Consider the following 16,316-nt stretch of genomic DNA (forward strand, 5'->3'; position numbering starts at 1 on the left):
CGCCGCGAAGTTTTCGCATCTTTATATCGAGAGATACCAAGGGGGTTCTGTGAGCGATCTTGTTCTTGATCCGAAGACGACGGCGCTGGTGCTGATCGATCTGGAGTATGGCATTGCGGCAATGGATCTGGCGCCGTATAGCTCGGCTGATGTGGTGAGCCGGTGCGCTGGGCTGGCGAAGACGTTTCGGAAGAAGGGCGCGGCGGTAATTTTCGTGAAGGTGCTGATTCCGGAGATGCTGCAGCTGCCGGTGGATACGTCTTTGATGCGAGGCACGCCGCCGCCGAATGCCACTGAGTTTGTTCCGGAGGCCGGGGTGCAGGCGGAGGATCTGATTGTGAAGAAGCGGTCGTGGGGCGCGTTTTATGGGACCGATCTCGAACTGCATTTGAGGCGGCGTGGGATCAAGACGATCGTGATTGGCGGGATCGCTACTAATTTTGGCGTGGAGTCTACCGCGCGGGCTGCGTTCGATCAGGGGTATGAGGTGGTGTTCGCCGAGGATGCGATGTCGAGCGTGAGCGCGGAGGCGCATGAGTTCCCGATAAAGAATGTGTTTCCGATGATGGGGCGGGTTCGGAGTGTGACGCAGATTGTGAAGGCGCTCGGGTAGGCGGGATGGCGCGCTCTATCCTGTTTCGTGAGTCCTGCCGGACGGGCTCCCTGCGCGGGAGGCGGTCACTTCGTGACGTGTGTACCGGTCTTGGTGGGTGATGTGCGTGGGTCCTCCCTTTGGTCGGAATGGGCTTACTGTGGGGTGATGATGCCTCCTACCGGCATACTGCTGGGGAGATGGGCTTTCTTTTCGCTGGGGCGCTTGAGGTGCATGGCTTCCGCGGTCATGTCGGTGTACTTGAGGCCGGCGCCGGTGTTGAAGAGGACGACCTTGTCGGTGGCCTTGAGGTCGCCGGTGGCGAGGAGGGCGTCGTAGGCCGCGGTGGCGGCGGCACCTTCGGGGGAGAGGAAGATGCCCTCGTGTTTGGCCCAGTCGAGGATGCTGGCAAGGATCTGCTCGTCGGAGAAGGCGAGGGATGCGCCGCCGGACTGGCGGACGATGTCGAGGATGATGGCATCGCCGTAGGGCTTGGGAACGCGAAGGCCGGCGGCGAAGGTGGCCGCGTTCTCGAAGAAGTCGCTGGCCGGTTTATTTTCTGCGAAGGCTTTGGCGACGGGGGCGCAGCCGGAGGCCTGGAGGGCGTACATCTTTGGGCGCTTGCTTCCCTTCTCGACCCAGCCTAACTGCTCCATTTCGTCGAAGGCCTTCCACATGCCGATGAGGCCGACGCCGCCGCCGGTGGGGTAGAAGACCGCGTCGGGGTAGGTCCAGCCCAGCTGCTCGACGAGTTCGTAGCCCATGGTTTTTTTGCCTTCTACGCGGAAGGGCTCCTTGAGGGTGGAGATGTCGAACCAGACCTGATTTGCGGGGGTGTTGGCGTCGCGCTGAGCCTTGATGTTTTCGGCGACCAGGCGGGCGCAGTCAGAGATGAGGCCGTCGACCATGGTGACGTCGGCTCCGTAGACGATGCCTTCGAGGTAGTTGGCGAAGGGGACGTCCTGGGGCATGAAGATGTGGGCCTTGATGTCTGCTGCGGCGGCGTAGGCGGCGAGGGCTCCGGCGGCGTTGCCTGCGGAGGGGACGGCGAGATGCTGGAGGCCGTAGTGCTTCGCCATGGTGACGGCGAGCGAGAGGCCGCGGGCCTTGAAGGTGCCGGTGGGGTTTGCGCCTTCTTCCTTGATGTAGAGGCCGGGGTAGCGCTTGCTGTGGAGCATGGGGGTCCAGCCCTCCCCGAGGGTGACGGGGGTTACGTCTGGCAAGACGCTGGAGTAGCGCCACATGCCGAGGCTCGCTGGGGAGGCTGCGGCGCGGGCGGCGATGTCTTCGCGCTTTGCGGTTTGGCGAAGCTTGTCCATGTCGTAACGGACGTAGAGGGAGCCGGCGCAGAGGGGGCAAAGAGTTTGAGGAGTTTCGGCAGAGAGGTGGTGGTGACAGCGAGAACATTCGAGCGAAACAATAACGGCCATATATTAGATGCTAACGGATACCTTGGGCGAAAAGACGCATTCTCAACAGGGTAAAGACTGATGAGTGAGATTTTCCTTTGTCGATGGTTACTGGTCAGACCGCGTGGGGCTTTGCGATCTGACTCGTGATGAGGTTGTAATCAAATCGTCAGTGGCGCTGGAGCCAGCGGCGGGACGAGAAGTCCGTGACGATGCTGGCGATGAGCAGCGCGACGCTGATGGCCAAGGCGCTGATGACCCAGTTGAGCTCCATCCGGCCTTTGAGCATGAACCTGTCGAGCAGGGCCAAGACAAGGACGAGGACCGCCGCTTCTGCGAAGAACGAGGAACAACGCGGGGCGGCGATGGCGATCAGGTCGAGGAGCGGAGATGGTTTCCTCTGGGGCGGAGCTTCGCCGCCTGGGGGAACCAGCGTAATTCGATTGGGGAGCTGGGGAGAAGAAGCTGGAATTTGCTGCGGTGAGATGCTCCCGAGGGAGGTTAGTACATTTTTGTGAAACATAAACAAGCCTTTGTGGTGCCTGCTTCCAGTGTCGCCCAGGGGCAGGTGAATGTCGAGTGAATTTCCAGTAAATCAAAGAAAATGAATGGTTTATGGATATGTATTCAAGAGAAATGAGAGAATATGCAGAGGAATCGAGGTTAGGAATGCGTTTGATCGCGGTGGATATGGACGGGACGCTGGTGGGGCCCGATGGACAGGTGAGCGAGCGAAATCTGGCCGCGATGAAGTCGGCGGAGAGGGCCGGGGCGCAGGTGGTGGTGGCTACGGGGCGGCGGCACTCTTATGCGATGAAGGTGCTGCGTCGGCTGGGTTTGCGGGAGGAGGATGCGCTGATCAGCTCGAATGGGACGGTGACGCGGACGATTGGGGCGCAGCTGCTGGAGAGGACGTTGCTGCCGGTGGAAACGGCACGGTGGCTATGTGGACATGTGGAGGAGTTTCGCGATGCGCTGGTGGTTACCTTCGATAAGGTGGGCGACGATGGGGAGGATGTGCGGGGGGCACTGGTGGTGGAGCATCTGGCGGAGCTGAACGCGAGCATCGGCAGGTGGGTGGCGGCGAATGAGCCTTATATCGAATGTGTGGTGCCGATTGAAAAGGCGCTGGAGGGGCACGCGCCGATCCAGATGATGCTTTGCGGGACGGTGGAGCGGATGCGGCGGGCGGAGGCGCGGCTGCTGGAGCATCCGGGGGTGTCGGCTGTTGGGGTTACGCCGCTCGGGAAGGATGAAGTGGGGCGGTTGCAGGATATTGGGCGGACTAAGGGTGGAATTTCTCCCCAGGGGAGGGCTGTTGGCGCGGAGGCGGCGCTGCATCGGACGGAGTATCCGGAGCGGGATTTGAGTATCGTGGATATTTTGCCGGCGGGGTGCAGCAAGGGGTCGGCGCTGCTGCGAGTGGCGGAGACGCATGGGGTGAAGGCGGAGGAGATTCTGGCGATTGGGGATAACTGGAATGACGTTTCGATGCTGGAGGTTGCGGGGCAGGCGGTGTTGATGGGGAACGCTCCGGAGGATTTGAAGGCGATGGCTGCAGAGAGAGGGTGGGTGATGGGGCTGCGGCATGATGAGGATGGTGTCGCGGAGGCGATTGAAGCGGTGTTGAACGGTCTGCCAGTGACACGATAGTGGGAGTTTTGATCGGGTCGGTGGAGGGTTGAGGGTGTTAGGCTTTGAAGGTGGCAATGTGTCTTAAAGCGTTTGTGTTCGGCGTAGCGTTGGCGGCGGTGTGCCCGCTGGCGCACGCGGCTGAGCATGTGACGCTGAAGAACGGGTTCGAGGTGGATTGCGTTCGGCGGGAGGCGGTTGGGGATAGGGTCCGTCTCTACTTTGTTGAGAAGGGTAAGCCCGCGTCCGATTCGAACTATATGGACGTCGCTTCGGACGCAGTGGTTCGGGTGGAGATGATCGCGGATTTGCCGGAACCAGTGGCGGAGGTGAAGGCGCCGTCCGCAGTAACGTTGATGACCGCACCGACGAAGGAAGAGATGCATGAGATGTTGGCGCATGCGGGAACAGCGCACAACATTGATGAGGATCTGCTGGCGAGTGTGGTGAGGGCAGAGAGTGGCGGACAGGTAAGGGCAGTTTCGCGGACGGGCGCGCAGGGTTTGATGCAGCTGATGCCAGGGACTGCGAGTGCGATGGGCGTGGAGGATGCGTTTCGTCCGGAGCAGAATATCTCGGGCGGTACGGCGTATCTGGATTTGATGCTGACGCGCTATCACGACAATGTGGCGTTGGCACTGGCTGCTTACAACGCCGGGCCGGGTGCGGTGGATAAGTATCACGGGGTGCCTCCGTATCGCGAGACGCGGGCGTATGTGGCCAGAGTGATTCGCGAGTTCAACCGGCGGAAGCAGATGGCAATGGTCGCTCAGGCACGGTAAGACAGCACAGGCTACAGACCAAGAGAGAGATTGATGACGAAGCGTAATGGAGTGGTGTGGGGAGTCGGCGCAGTCGCGCTGGTGGTGCTGGTGTGGTTGTTTCGGGCCAAGGTGCAGTTTGACTGGGCCAACTTCTGGCAACAGCTTCGGTATGTGAGCGTGGGACATATCGTTGCGGGTATTGTGCTGATTTACGTTACGTTTTATCTGCGGGCGGTGCGGTGGTCGGTGTTTCTGTCGCCGACGAAGAAGGTTGCGGCCACTTCCCTGGTGGGTTCGCAGTTTATTGGCTTTACGGCTGTGGCACTGTTTGGGCGGCTGGCTGATTTCACTCGGCCGTACCTGATATCGCGGCGGGAGAATCTGTCCTTGAGTTCCCAGGTGGCGGTTTGGACGATTGAGCGAATGTTTGATCTGGGCGCGGCTGCGCTTATCTTTTCTGGAGCGCTGGCGTTTACTCCTAAGGGGCTGCCGCATCATGAGGTGTTCGTGCGGGCAGGCGTGTTGAGCATGGCGGCGACGCTGGCGATTGCTATCTTTGCGGGTGTGGTGCGGGCGGCGGGTGGGGCGGTGGCGTCATTCGCACGGGGGACGGTGGGGCTGGTTTCGAAGCCTGCTGGAGAGAGTATTGCTACGAAGATTATCGGGTTCCGGGATGGGCTGAATGCGTTGTCTTCGGCGCGGGACTTTGGTGTGGTGACGCTGCTGTCGCTGACGATATGGATGATGATCGGGTTCGCTTATTTGGAGACGGCGCATGCGTTTGTGCATACGCCTGAGTTGGCAGGGGTGACGTTTTCGCGGACGATGCTGCTGATGGCGGCGAGTATTGGCGGGTCTTTGGTGCAGCTGCCGATCATTGGGTGGTTTACTCAGATTGCGATTACGGCTGCGGCGATGCATACGTTTTATGGTGCGCCGATAGAGGCTGCTACGGCTTGCGGAGCGTTACTGCTGGTGGTGACTTTTCTTTGCATCATTCCTACTGGGTTGATTTATTCGCGGGTGGAGCATGTGAGCTTGAAGAAGGTGGCGCAGGAGAGCGAGGCGGCTGGGGCTGCGGTGGTGGAGGGGTAGAAGGCGATGTCCTGCCGGACGGGCGCCCTACGCGGGCGGCGGTCACTTCGTGACTTGTGTACCTTTTTGCGGTGAGTGAAGGGCGCTGGCCTCCCGTTGGTCGGCGATCGTGATTCCGACCAACGGGAGGATCTTTGCTGACGACTTGCCGAGACAGGTATACCCGTCACGAAGTGACCGCCGCCCGCGCAGGGCGCCCGTCTGGCAGGACACGCGCTGCTAGAATCGATTTATTCCGATGAAGTGCCCCTACTGTGGTTTTGCCCAGGACCGAGTTGTCGATTCACGCGAGAGTAAAGACGCCGATTCGATACGCCGGCGACGGGAGTGCGAAGGCTGTAACAAGCGATTCACGACGTATGAGCGGATCGACGAGATCCCCTACATGGTGGTGAAAAAAGATGGACGGCGGGAGAAGTTCGACCGGCAGAAGGTGCTGAGCGGGCTGCTGCATGCTTGCGAAAAGAGGCCGGTCGCCGCTGTGAATCTGGAACGGATCGTAGATGAGACCGAGGCGTATGTGGTCGATTCTCCGGAGCGAGAGCGGACGACCAATGAGGTTGGCGAGTTGATTATGTCGCGGCTGAAGGAGATCGATACGGTTGCGTATATTCGGTTCGCGAGTGTGTATCGGGACTTCAAGGATGTTCGCGAGTTCAAGGAAGAGTTGGAAGAGCTTCTGAATGGAAAAGACCTAAAGAAAAGGCGGTAGGGAATGACGGCAACGAAGAAGACGCACAGGATTACTTTGATTGCGGGAGATGGGATTGGCCCGGAGGTCTCTGGCGCGGTGGTGAAGATTCTTGAGGCCGCGGGTGCGGCGACGGGTGTGGCGTTTGACTGGCACCCATATGACGCGGGGGCGAATGCGTTCGAGAAGACGGGTGAGTACATTCCGAAGGTGTTGTATGACTCGATCGAGAAGAATCGCGTGGCGCTGAAGGGGCCGGTGACTACGCCGGTTGGTGGAGGGTTCGCTTCGATCAACGTGACGCTGCGAAAGAAGTTTGAGCTGTTTGCGAACTTTCGGCCGGTGAAGAATCTGCCGGGTTTGAAGACGAAGTATCCTGGGCTGGATCTCGTGATTGTGCGCGAGAATATGGAGGATCTGTACGCTGGCCTCGAGCATGAGGTGGTGCCGGGGGTGGTGCAGGCTCTGAAGATTATTACCGAGAAGGGTTCGACACGGATTGCGAAGTTTGCGTTTGACTATGCGCGGAAGCATGGGCGGAAGAAAATTCATGCGATCCATAAAGCGAACATCATGAAGCTGTCCGATGGCCTGTTTCTTCGGTGCTGTCAGACGGTCGGGAAGGATTTTCCGGAGATCGCGTACCACGAGCACATTGTTGATAACACATGTATGCAGTTGGTGATGAATCCTTATCAGTACGACATTTTGCTGACTGAGAATTTGTATGGGGATATTCTGAGCGACCTTTGCAGTGCGTTTGTGGGTGGGCTTGGGTTGGTGCCAGGGGCGAACCTGGGGACGGAGTGCGCGATCTTTGAGGCGGTGCATGGGTCGGCTCCTGATATTGCGGGAAAAGATATGGCGAATCCGACTGCCCTGCTGCAGAGCGCGGTGCTGATGCTTCACCACATCGATGAGCCAGCGACGGCAGAGCGCGTGCAGGCTGGGCTGGAGCAGGTCTATCGCGAAGGAAAGACACTGACGAAGGATGTTGGCGGCACGAGCGGGACGAAGGCGTTTGCGGATGCAGTGGTGGAGGCGATGGAAGCTCCAGTGGCGGCGGCTTAAGTCTGGGTGTTTGATGCAACTCTGAGGTTCTCAACAAAGGGTCGGTTGTGTGAGGTGGTATGAGGCGGATTTGTGGTTGGTTGATGGCCGCCGCGATTGCAGCGGCAGGGTTGAGCGGATGTAAGCCGAGTGACGCAGTGAAGCATAGCGGGGATGGAAACACGGCGACGGTGCCGACCACTCCTCCGGCTTCGACTGTTCAGTTCGACAAGGCGACTCTGGGAATGGTGACTGGAACAATCCGTTTTGTTGGGAAGACCGCGGAGCCTGTGAAGATCGATATGTCGATGGATCCAGTTTGCTCGATGACTGCGGGAGACAACTTTGCGGAGCAGTATGCGGTGAAGGGTGGCAAGCTCGGGAATGTGTACGTGTATATCAAGAGCGGGCCTCCGGCTGCGATGCTGGCGGGTGGGCCGACGCCTGCTCCGGTGGTGCTGGACCAGGTGGGATGCAAGTATGTGCCGCATGTGATCGCAGTGGTGCGGGGCGGGTCGGTGGAGTTCAGGAACTCAGACTCGACGATGCACAACATTCATACGATGCCGACGGTGGTGGGAAGTCAGCCGATCGATATCTCGCAGGGGCCGAAGGGCGCGCCGCAGGTGAAGCAGTTCAATCAGCCGGAGGTGATGATTCCGGTGCGATGCAATAACCATCCCTGGATGAACGCGTTTATCAATGTGTCGGCGACGCCGTTTTTTGCGGTGACGGATGCCGATGGACATTTTGGGATCACTGGATTGCCGGCGGGGACGTATACTTTGGCGGCGGTGCACGAGAAGCTCGGCGAGCAGACGATGACGGTGACGGTTGAGCCGAAGGGAACGACGAAGGCGGACTTCAGTTTCAGCGTGAAGTAGAAGTTGATCGCGAAAAAAATCAAAGGACAGCTACGGAGGCGGGATGATTGCAGGATTGGCGGTGTTGGCGGCACAGCATTCGGCGCAGTTTACGGTTGATTTGGCCTTCGTGGTACATGCGCTGCCGCTTTGGTTTCTGGTGTTTGCTCTGTTTCTGCCACGGCTGGCGATGGTCGTGGCTTGGTTTCAGGGGTTGCTGGGGCCGTTTCACTTCGATCTGACACCACCACACTTCCAGGGCTTGGTTCCTCTGCTTTTCTGGCTACTGCTGCCAAGGGCGCTGGTGCTGTATCTGATCTATCAGGATCAGGGGATTCACTTCTGGTTTCTGCTCCATCTGCTGGTGGCCTTGTTGGTGTGGGCGGGCGGTGGGCACCGGATGACGCGCTCGCGGCGGCGGGATAATTAGAGGCCCGTCCTGCCGGACGGGCCTCCTGCGCGGAGGGCGGTTACTTCGTGACTTGTATACCTTTTTTGTTGAGTTTTCCGCTTGGTCCTTCCGTTGGTCGGCTTATGGGTGAGTGACGGTGTTCGGCCGGCGCGTTATTCTTAGTGGATGGAACGACGCAGGGTTGGCATTCTTGGCGCGACCGGAATGGTCGGGCAGCGATTCATTCAACTTTTGAGCAATCATCCGTGGTTCGAGATTGCGTGGCTGGCGGCGAGCGATCGCAGCTCTGGGAAGACGTACGCCGATGCTTGCAGGTGGAAGCTGGATACTCCACTGCCAAAGCGAATCGCGGCGATGACGTTGCAGCCAAATGTTCCTGAGGGCTCGGCGATTGAGCTGCCAAAGATTATCTTTGCCGCGCTGGATGCGGATATTGCGCGGGAGCTGGAGCCGCAGTTTGCGGCAGCGGGATGCGCGGTGATTTCGAACTCCAGCGCGTTTCGGATGACGGCGGATGTGCCGTTGGTGGTGCCTGAGGTGAATGCGGATCATCTTGCGCTGCTGGAGACGCAGAGTTGGCGGAAGGAGCATGGCGGGCGTGGTGGATATATCGTCACAAATCCTAACTGCAGCGCGATTGGGCTGGTGCTGGCGCTGAAGCCGCTTGAAGAGAAGTTTGGCATTGAGAGCTTGTTCGTTTCGACGATGCAGGCGGTAAGCGGCGCGGGCTATCCGGGGGTGGCATCGCTCGACATTCTGGGGAACGTTGTGCCGTTCATCAAGAATGAAGAGGAGAAGCTGCAGGAAGAGGTCGGCAAGCTGCTGGGGGAGCGCAAGGGCTCGAAGATCGAGTTGCTGGATGCGAAGGTGAGCGCGCATTGCAACCGGGTGGCGGTGGAGGATGGACATACGGAGTGCGTGAGCATCAAGCTGAAGAAGAAGGCTACGCGCGAGGAGATTCTGGCGGCGTGGAAAGAGTTTTTGCCGCTGGAGGGACAACATCTGCCGACCGCTCCTGATCAGCCGGTGGAGTATGCCGAGGGAGTGGACCGGCCGCAGCCTCGGCTGGACAGGATGCGCGGGCATGGGATGGCGGCGACGGTGGGACGTTTGCGCGAGTGCACTTTGTTGGATTGGAAGTTTGTGGTGTTGTCGCACAATACGATTCGCGGAGCCGCAGGCGCGGCGGTGTTGAACGCGGAGGTGCTGGCGTTGTTGGGCAAACTGGATAAGTTGGGCGTTCCATTGGAGAGGTTTTCGGCCAGGGCCGTGGCGGTGACGGCTTGAGTGTAGCGCGAGAGAAGCTGGTCGTGATGAAGTTTGGCGGCACGTCGGTGGAAGATGCGCCGGCCATGAAGCGGACTGCGGCGATCGTTCGCGGACGACGGGAGAAGGGGCTGGAGGCTGTCGTTGTGGTATCGGCGATGGCGAAGGTGACGGATCTGTTGTTGTCTGCTGCGTCTGCGGCTGGACGCGGTGACAAGGCTGGGTCGCTGGCGATTGGCGCTCGGTTGAGGCACCGGCATATCGATACGTCGACCGCGTTGCTTGAGGGGGAGCGGTGCGTTCGAGTTCAGCAGATGTTGCACCAGGAGTTCGATGCGCTGGACGATCTGCTGCGTGGAATCGCGGCGGTGGGAGAGCTGACTCCGCGTACGAATGATCTGGTGGTGAGCTTTGGCGAGAGGCTGTCGAGCAGGATGATGGCGGAAGCGCTGGATCAGCACGGGCTGCAGGGCGCACATGTCGACGCTCGAAGCTGCATTATTACCGATGCAAGCTATGGCAAGGCGGTGCCGCAGGATGCAGCGATTGAAGCGAAGCTGGCGGAGATTGTTTTGCCGCTGGTTGCAGTTGGAAAGACGCCGGTGATGGGCGGATTTATCGGATCGACGGCGGAGGGTGTGACCACTACGCTGGGGCGTGGGGGGAGTGACTTCACCGCTGCGCTGGTGGGTGGCGGGATGCATGCGGGCGCGATTGAGATCTGGACCGACGTGAATGGAATTATGACGACCGATCCTCGGATATGCCCGGATGCGCTGCGGGTGAAGACGATCAGCTTTGAAGAGGCGGCTGAACTGGCTTACTTCGGCGCGAAGGTGCTGCATCCGGCGACGATCTTGCCCGCAGTGCAGAAGAGCATTCCGGTGTGGGTGCTGAACTCGCGCAATGCGGAGAATGAAGGCACGAAGATTACAGCGATGGCGGCGAAGTGCGCGAGTCCGTTCAAAAGCATCGCGGCGAAGAAGCGGTTGACGATTATTGATGTCGTCGCGAGTCGGATGTTGATGTCGCATGGGTATCTGAAGGCTGTGTTTGATGTCTTTGATAAGTGGAAGTGCGCCATTGATATGGTCTCGACGAGTGAGGTGAGTATCTCGCTGACGGTGGACAGCAATCAGCAACTGCCGGAGATCTGCGCGGAGCTGGCGAAGATTGCGGACGTGAAGATGGAGGGGCACAAGGCCCTGGTCTGCCTGGTGGGAGAGGATATTCGTGGACACAATGGCATTGCAGGCCAGGTATTTTCGGCGATCAGCCATGTGAATGTGCGGATGATCTCGCAGGGAGCGAGCGAGATCAATATGAGTTTCATGATCGATGAAGAGGATGTAGAGGAGGCGGTGCGCAGTTTGCACAACCACTTCTTTGCGAACCCGGATGAGACGGTGTTCGATGTTGCGAACAGGGTTCAGCTAGAGAGCAAGGCTTAGAAAGGCATACATGCGGGTTCTGGTTTTGGGGATGGGGAAGACAGGCAAGCTGGTGGCATCGGTTGCGGCGGAACGTGGGCATAGTGTGAATGTGCTGGACGCGAAGGAGAATGCGGGAGCCTCGGCGCTGACACCACCGTTTGTTTCGGGGTTCGATGTGGTTATTGATTTCACTACGCCAGAGGCGGCGGTTCAGAATATGCGGGCTTGCCTGGCGACGGGCGCAAAGATGGTGATTGGGACGACGGGATGGTATGACAAGCTGACGGATATGAAGTCGTTGGCGGAGCGGAAACAGGCGGGATTGTTGTATGGAACGAACTTTTCCATCGGTGTGCAGGTGATGCTGCGCCTCGCAAAGACGATGGGGGAAGATCTGAAGAAGGCGGGGTATGCGTTTTCGATCGCGGAGACGCATCATGCGAGCAAGCTGGATTCGCCCTCTGGCACCGCGATAAGTTTGTCTAAGGTTGTGGAGGCTGCGACTGGTGCGACTGCGGTGCCGGTTGAGTCGAAGCGTGACGGCGATGTGATGGGACTGCATTCGCTGATTGCTGCGAGCGACGCAGACCGTCTGGTGCTGACGCATGAGGCGTTTTCGCGACGGGGATTTGCCGAGGGCGCGGTGCGAGCAGCGGAGTGGTTGTCGTCGCGGTCCGGATGCTACGACTTCCAGAGTGTTTTTAACGAGATTTAGTTGGTGTTGCGAGGAGATGTTATGAGTGTTGCGGAGATGGTTTCAAAGTCGCCAGTGATGAAGTTCGCAGATCTCACGTTTGAAGAGAAGCTGGATCGGCTGGCAGAGGTCGCGGTGAAGGTCGGGCTGGGCTTGCGCGCTGGACAGGAGCTGATCATGTCCGCTCCGATGGAGGCGTTGCCGTTGGTGCGGCGGATCACCGAACACGCGTATAAAGCAGGGGCGCTGCTGGTGACAACATTCTATGCGGATGATCCGAGTGTGCTGGCGCGGTTCGAGTATGGTGCGGATGCGAGCTTCGACTATGCGCCGAAGTGGCTGCAGGATGGGATTGCAGAGGGATTCCGGAGCGGGGCGGCGCGGCTGGCGATTGCGGGGACTAACCCTGCGCTGCTGGCAAAGCAGGATCCGGCGAAGGTCGCGCGGGCCAATGTTGCGGCGTCGAAGGCGGGTAAGCCGGTGATGGAGTTGATTACGCGGCACGAGATCAACTGGACGATCGTTGCGTGTGCGACGCCGGAGTGGGCGAAGCTGGTGTTTCCGGGCGAGCCGGTGGAGGTCGCAGTTGCGAAGCTTTGGGAGGCGATCTTTGTGGCCTCACGCGTGGCGGTGGATGATCCGGTGCTTGAGTGGCAGGAGCATGGTGCGCGGCTGAAGAAGCGTATGGAGATGCTGAATGCGAAGCGGTTTTCGGCGTTGCACTTCAAATCGCAAGGTGGGACGACGAATTTGACCGTTGGGTTGGCGGATGATCATCTTTGGGCCGGTGGTGGGACGACTGCGGGGAATGGGATTTATTGTCAGCCGAATATTCCTACCGAGGAGTGCTTTACGACTCCGCACAAGGACCGCGTGGATGGGACGGTCAGGGCGTCCAAGCCACTGTCGCACCAGGGGACATTGATTGAAAATATTGCGGTGCGATTTGAAGACGGCAGGATTGTCGAGGCCACGGCGACGGCTGGTGAGGATGTGTTGAATCGTCTGATCAGTACGGACGATGGGGCGCGACGATTGGGTGAGGTGGCGCTGGTGCCGCACTCGTCGCCGATTGCGCAGAGTGCGGTGCTGTTCTGGAATACGCTGTTCGATGAGAATGCGGCGAGCCATATTGCGCTGGGACAGGCTTATTCGACGTGCTTGATCGGCGGCGAAAAGATGGATGCGGAGCAACTGGCGGCGCTGGGCGCGAATGCCAGTTTGATCCATGTCGACTGGATGATTGGGTCGGGTGAGATGGATGTGGATGGTGTGGCCGCCGATGGAACAGCCGAGCCGTTGATGCGCAAGGGTGAGTGGGTTTAGCCGGGTTGAGCCTATGTGGGCTCTATGGCTAACCGGGCTTCTCAGTGTCCACTTGAACCGGTCAGCGGATTCGGCTTCCGAAAAACTCGGCTAGCGAGGGGATGTAGAAGGGGAAGGGCATGTAGTCGTGCCATCCGACGAGCAGGGAGAAGACAACGTGGATCAGAGGCGCCATGAGAAACGCTATAGGGACGTACTGGCAAATCTCGATGCGGGACATTCGCAAAGCAAGCGGCGCTAGGGTGAGTGTGACCAGGGCTGGGAGGCCGTAGTAGATCTGCCACGGGAGTGTGTGGAACCAGAGATGGGAATATCTCGCGAAGACCATTCCTGCTACCACTACGATTGTCGCAAGGGTTAGAAGTGCCCTCGAGTTGGGCTTGTCTTTCGTTTACGAGTGACAAACAAGAGGACGGCAATAAACAGAAGAGACGCGGCTGCCATGAAGATGAGGAACCGGCTATGTCTGGCATCTAGACTCCGAGTTTCGATTTACGAGCTTTCGCAGGTGCGGTCAGCGTTGGTCGTGCAGGACTACGAGACAGATCGCGGAGAAGTTCCACCCGGTTTTTCGGATCGATTCAGGAAATTTTCCTCGCATTCGCAGGAAATTCGCTGTAGATTGATGTTCAACCGCACTGCGGTTCGTCCAAACATCCAAGTTCTCAAAGAGCAGTTCCGGCAAGACGATCTGGTTTGCGGGAGACCTTTAGCTTATTCGTTCCCTCAGTAGGCGTATTCCTTCTGTTGCCGCGGTGTCGCATCTCTACTAATCGACTTTCGAGGAGAACTTCTATGAATTCCGATATGACGCAAGGCGTTTCCCGCAGATCGTTTCTGCGCATTGTTGGTGCAGCCTCGGCGGCCGCTACCTCTTTTCCAGCCTTTGCCGCGATCGCACCTGCTGCTGCGCCCGCAGGGCAGGCGGGCCGACGAAGTGGATCGCGTGGGATGCAGCCGCTGTCGGCTGACACCGTCGTGATCAGTTCGAATGAGAATCCGCTGGGACCGGCACAGTCCGCGTTGACGGCGATATGTAGCATGGGCGTGCAGGGCGGCCGTTATCACTGGGATGAATACGTCAAGACGATCGATGTTTTCAATGGGGAGTTTGGGTTGAAGAAGGATTATTCGGCGCTGTTTCCTGGATCGAGCGGGCCGCTGGATCTGGCGTTGATGTCGAACCTTGGCCCGGACAAGCCGCTGGTTTACGGCGATCCGAGTTATGAACAGGGGCCGCGCGCGGCTGAGGTGATGAAGGCGCCGAAGTATCCGGTGCCGCTGACTGCAACCTATGCCCATGACGTGAAGGCGATGCTGAAGGCGCATCCTTCGCCTGGCGCTTACTACATTGTGAATCCGAATAACCCGACAGGGACGATGACGCCTAAGGAAGACATCGTGTGGCTGGTGAATAACAAGCCGAAGGGGTCGGTGGTGATCATCGATGAGGCTTATCATCACTTCTCGAATGACGAGTCATGCATCGACCTGGTGAACCAGGATAAAGATGTGATTGTGATGCGGACGTTCTCGAAGATCTATGGGATGGCTGGCTTGCGGGCGGGGTTCGTCGTGGCGAGACCTGATTTGATTGACCGTTTCAATAATGTTGGTGGGCCTAGCCAGAGCCTGGCCAGCGTCTCAATTACGAGCGCTGCTGCTGCTCGTGCAAGTTTGCAGGACAAGGACCTTGTGCCGCTGCGCAAGAAGATCAACGCAGATATTCGTACGGAGACGGTGGAGTTTTTGGCCAAACACGGATACAAGGTCATTCCGGGGTCTCAGGGAAATATGTTCATGGTGGATGTGAAACGCCCTGGGAAGGAGTTTCAAAACGCCATGCTGAAGGAGAACGTTGCGATTGGGCGGACCTGGTCGGCGATGCCGAACTATGTGCGTGTGACGGTGGGGACGAAGGCAGAGATGGCGAAGTTCCAGACGGCTTTCGTGAAGTGCATGGATATGCCGGCGGGCGCGGCGAACGGAGCGGCGGCGCTGCATATGCCGGAGTTCCATGTGCCGTCGGAGCTTTATCGAGGCTAGTCGTGTAAAAAGTGTTGAGCCTCGGCGAGAGATCGTCGGGGCTTTTTTTTGCTTTGCGGAGCGGCGGGGACGGATGTTCTGAAATCAACACCGCTGACGCGGTAAACTTGCAGTCATTATGGAATTGATGGGTTGTGGAACGGCGCTGGTGACTCCCTTTCGCAGGGACGGCAGCGTCGACGAACCTGCGCTGCGTGCGCTGGTGCTGTGGCAGGTTGAGAGCGGGATCGATTTTCTTGTGCCTTGTGGGACGACCGGCGAGGCTTCAACTTTGACTGAAGTCGAGTGGTTGCGGGCGATCGAGGTCGTGGTTGCTGCGGCGGGGGGACGGGTGCCGGTGTTTGCGGGATGCACGCATAACTCGACGCACGAGGCTGTGGCGCGGGTGCAGAAGCTGTCGCAGGTGCATGGGTTGACGGGCGTTTTGTCTGCGAATCCCTACTACAATCGGCCTGGTCAGGAGGGGCAGTATCAGCACTTTCGAGCGATTGCGGAGGCGACAGAACTGCCGGTGCTGCTGTACAACATTCCTTCGCGGACGGGTGCGAACCTGGAGCCGGCGACGGTGCTTCGGCTGGCGGAGTTGAAGAATGTGATTGGAGTGAAGGAGTCGAGCGGAAATATTGCGCAGATTACCGAGCTGCTGACGACAGCTCCGCGGAGCTTCAAGGTGTTTGCTGGCGACGATGGGCTGGCGTTGCCGGTGATGGCGCTGGGTGGGGCGGGGTTGGTTTCGGTGGCTTCGAATGTGATTCCGGGGCAGATGGCGCGGATGGTGGGGGCTGCGCTGGAGAACGATTGGGTGGATGCGAGGCGGATCAACCGGCAGTTCTTCCGGCTGATGCAGGCGCACTTCTGGGAGGCTAGTCCCGCTCCAGTGAAGGCGGTGCTGCATATGCTGGGGCGCGGCGAGGATGTGCTGCGGTTGCCGATGGTGCCGGTGTCGGATGCGACGCGGAGACGGCTGGAGCGGATTGTGGGTGAGCTGGGAATGCTGGTGAGCGTTCCGTCTTCGGGTGAAGATCTGCGAATGTTTTAGGCTG

The 16,316-nt window shown here is 59.0% G+C and carries 17 protein-coding genes; 14 read left to right on the top strand and 3 right to left on the bottom strand.

Annotated features, from left to right (window positions below):
* Window positions 1-49 precede the first annotated feature (49 nt).
* A complete protein-coding gene (locus tag HDF12_RS17655; RefSeq protein WP_179585483.1) occupies window positions 50-613 on the top strand; it encodes a hydrolase in 564 nt (187 codons plus the stop codon).
* A 134-nt stretch (window positions 614-747) separates the two neighbouring features.
* Here HDF12_RS17655 and HDF12_RS17660 read toward each other — a convergent pair whose 3' ends face one another.
* Both HDF12_RS17660 and HDF12_RS17665 read right to left on the bottom strand, forming a co-directional pair.
* A complete protein-coding gene (locus HDF12_RS17660; RefSeq protein ID WP_179585485.1) occupies window positions 748-2,022 on the bottom strand; it encodes a threonine synthase in 1,275 nt (424 codons plus the stop codon).
* A 148-nt stretch (window positions 2,023-2,170) separates the two neighbouring features.
* Window positions 2,171-2,524 (bottom strand): hypothetical protein, encoded by a 354-nt coding sequence (locus tag HDF12_RS17665; RefSeq protein WP_179585487.1) that lies wholly within the window; start codon window positions 2,522-2,524, stop codon window positions 2,171-2,173.
* 146 nt (window positions 2,525-2,670) lie between these two features.
* Here HDF12_RS17665 and HDF12_RS17670 point away from each other — a divergent pair, with 146 nt between their 5' ends.
* The 11 genes from HDF12_RS17670 to HDF12_RS17720 all read left to right on the top strand — a co-directional run bounded on the left by HDF12_RS17670 (window position 2,671) and on the right by HDF12_RS17720 (window position 13,227).
* Window positions 2,671-3,654, top strand: coding sequence for an HAD-IIB family hydrolase (locus HDF12_RS17670; protein ID WP_257025717.1), 984 nt, complete (start codon window positions 2,671-2,673; stop codon window positions 3,652-3,654).
* Between the two features lie 56 nt (window positions 3,655-3,710).
* Window positions 3,711-4,415 carry a lytic transglycosylase domain-containing protein gene (locus tag HDF12_RS17675; RefSeq protein WP_179585491.1) on the top strand — a complete coding sequence of 235 codons (705 nt, stop codon included), beginning with the start codon at window positions 3,711-3,713 and terminating at the stop codon, window positions 4,413-4,415.
* A gap of 33 nt (window positions 4,416-4,448) precedes the next feature.
* A complete protein-coding gene (locus HDF12_RS17680) occupies window positions 4,449-5,492 on the top strand; it encodes a lysylphosphatidylglycerol synthase transmembrane domain-containing protein (RefSeq protein WP_179585493.1) in 1,044 nt (347 codons plus the stop codon).
* 238 nt (window positions 5,493-5,730) lie between these two features.
* The gene (gene nrdR, locus HDF12_RS17685; RefSeq protein ID WP_179585495.1) at window positions 5,731-6,204 is read left to right on the top strand and encodes a transcriptional regulator NrdR; all 474 of its coding nucleotides are present in this window, start codon (window positions 5,731-5,733) and stop codon (window positions 6,202-6,204) included.
* A gap of 3 nt (window positions 6,205-6,207) precedes the next feature.
* Window positions 6,208-7,254 carry an isocitrate/isopropylmalate dehydrogenase family protein gene (locus tag HDF12_RS17690; RefSeq protein ID WP_179585497.1) on the top strand — a complete coding sequence of 349 codons (1,047 nt, stop codon included), beginning with the start codon at window positions 6,208-6,210 and terminating at the stop codon, window positions 7,252-7,254.
* A gap of 59 nt (window positions 7,255-7,313) precedes the next feature.
* Entirely contained in the window at window positions 7,314-8,117 is an 804-nt protein-coding gene (locus HDF12_RS17695; protein ID WP_179585499.1) for a beta-sandwich domain-containing protein, read from the top strand.
* A gap of 43 nt (window positions 8,118-8,160) precedes the next feature.
* Window positions 8,161-8,526, top strand: a complete 366-nt coding sequence (locus HDF12_RS17700) for a hypothetical protein (protein ID WP_179585501.1) — start codon at window positions 8,161-8,163, stop codon at window positions 8,524-8,526.
* A 147-nt stretch (window positions 8,527-8,673) separates the two neighbouring features.
* Window positions 8,674-9,795, top strand: a complete 1,122-nt coding sequence (gene asd, locus HDF12_RS17705; RefSeq protein ID WP_179585503.1) for an aspartate-semialdehyde dehydrogenase — start codon at window positions 8,674-8,676, stop codon at window positions 9,793-9,795.
* 26 nt (window positions 9,796-9,821) lie between these two features.
* On the top strand, window positions 9,822-11,225 hold the full coding sequence (gene lysC / locus HDF12_RS17710; RefSeq protein WP_179587074.1) for a lysine-sensitive aspartokinase 3: 1,404 nt from the start codon (window positions 9,822-9,824) through the stop codon (window positions 11,223-11,225).
* A gap of 10 nt (window positions 11,226-11,235) precedes the next feature.
* Window positions 11,236-11,922, top strand: coding sequence for a 4-hydroxy-tetrahydrodipicolinate reductase (dapB, locus tag HDF12_RS17715; protein WP_179585505.1), 687 nt, complete (start codon window positions 11,236-11,238; stop codon window positions 11,920-11,922).
* A 21-nt stretch (window positions 11,923-11,943) separates the two neighbouring features.
* Window positions 11,944-13,227, top strand: a complete 1,284-nt coding sequence (locus HDF12_RS17720) for an aminopeptidase (RefSeq protein WP_179585507.1) — start codon at window positions 11,944-11,946, stop codon at window positions 13,225-13,227.
* 61 nt (window positions 13,228-13,288) lie between these two features.
* Here the strand turns inward: HDF12_RS17720 and HDF12_RS17725 are convergent, their stop codons facing one another.
* Window positions 13,289-13,555 carry a hypothetical protein gene (locus HDF12_RS17725; protein WP_179585509.1) on the bottom strand — a complete coding sequence of 89 codons (267 nt, stop codon included), beginning with the start codon at window positions 13,553-13,555 and terminating at the stop codon, window positions 13,289-13,291.
* A gap of 467 nt (window positions 13,556-14,022) precedes the next feature.
* Here HDF12_RS17725 and HDF12_RS17730 point away from each other — a divergent pair, with 467 nt between their 5' ends.
* Window positions 14,023-15,273, top strand: a complete 1,251-nt coding sequence (locus HDF12_RS17730; RefSeq protein WP_179585511.1) for a pyridoxal phosphate-dependent aminotransferase — start codon at window positions 14,023-14,025, stop codon at window positions 15,271-15,273.
* A gap of 118 nt (window positions 15,274-15,391) precedes the next feature.
* Window positions 15,392-16,312: a 4-hydroxy-tetrahydrodipicolinate synthase gene (gene dapA, locus HDF12_RS17735; protein WP_179585513.1), complete on the top strand. Its 921-nt coding sequence runs from the start codon at window positions 15,392-15,394 to the stop codon at window positions 16,310-16,312.
* The last annotated feature ends 4 nt before the right edge of the window (window positions 16,313-16,316 follow it).

This window comes from Tunturiibacter gelidiferens (assembly GCF_013410115.1).
GTDB classification, from domain to species: domain Bacteria; phylum Acidobacteriota; class Terriglobia; order Terriglobales; family Acidobacteriaceae; genus Edaphobacter; species Edaphobacter gelidiferens.

What these genes read in the sequence shown, in the direction of transcription:
- HDF12_RS17670 (WP_257025717.1), top strand. Translation starts at nt 2,671, where the DNA reads ATGCGTTTGATCGCGGTGGATATGGACGGGACGCTGGTGGGGCCCGAT.
- HDF12_RS17725 (WP_179585509.1), bottom strand. Translation starts at nt 13,555, where the DNA reads ATGGTCTTCGCGAGATATTCCCATCTCTGGTTCCACACACTCCCGTGG.
- HDF12_RS17675 (WP_179585491.1), top strand. Translation starts at nt 3,711, where the DNA reads ATGTGTCTTAAAGCGTTTGTGTTCGGCGTAGCGTTGGCGGCGGTGTGC.
- HDF12_RS17700 (WP_179585501.1), top strand. Translation starts at nt 8,161, where the DNA reads ATGATTGCAGGATTGGCGGTGTTGGCGGCACAGCATTCGGCGCAGTTT.
- nrdR (WP_179585495.1), top strand. Translation starts at nt 5,731, where the DNA reads ATGAAGTGCCCCTACTGTGGTTTTGCCCAGGACCGAGTTGTCGATTCA.
- HDF12_RS17720 (WP_179585507.1), top strand. Translation starts at nt 11,944, where the DNA reads ATGAGTGTTGCGGAGATGGTTTCAAAGTCGCCAGTGATGAAGTTCGCA.
- HDF12_RS17665 (WP_179585487.1), bottom strand. Translation starts at nt 2,524, where the DNA reads ATGTTTCACAAAAATGTACTAACCTCCCTCGGGAGCATCTCACCGCAG.
- HDF12_RS17730 (WP_179585511.1), top strand. Translation starts at nt 14,023, where the DNA reads ATGAATTCCGATATGACGCAAGGCGTTTCCCGCAGATCGTTTCTGCGC.
- dapA (WP_179585513.1), top strand. Translation starts at nt 15,392, where the DNA reads ATGGAATTGATGGGTTGTGGAACGGCGCTGGTGACTCCCTTTCGCAGG.
- asd (WP_179585503.1), top strand. Translation starts at nt 8,674, where the DNA reads ATGGAACGACGCAGGGTTGGCATTCTTGGCGCGACCGGAATGGTCGGG.
- dapB (WP_179585505.1), top strand. Translation starts at nt 11,236, where the DNA reads ATGCGGGTTCTGGTTTTGGGGATGGGGAAGACAGGCAAGCTGGTGGCA.
- HDF12_RS17690 (WP_179585497.1), top strand. Translation starts at nt 6,208, where the DNA reads ATGACGGCAACGAAGAAGACGCACAGGATTACTTTGATTGCGGGAGAT.
- HDF12_RS17680 (WP_179585493.1), top strand. Translation starts at nt 4,449, where the DNA reads ATGACGAAGCGTAATGGAGTGGTGTGGGGAGTCGGCGCAGTCGCGCTG.
- HDF12_RS17660 (WP_179585485.1), bottom strand. Translation starts at nt 2,022, where the DNA reads ATGGCCGTTATTGTTTCGCTCGAATGTTCTCGCTGTCACCACCACCTC.
- lysC (WP_179587074.1), top strand. Translation starts at nt 9,822, where the DNA reads ATGAAGTTTGGCGGCACGTCGGTGGAAGATGCGCCGGCCATGAAGCGG.
- HDF12_RS17695 (WP_179585499.1), top strand. Translation starts at nt 7,314, where the DNA reads ATGAGGCGGATTTGTGGTTGGTTGATGGCCGCCGCGATTGCAGCGGCA.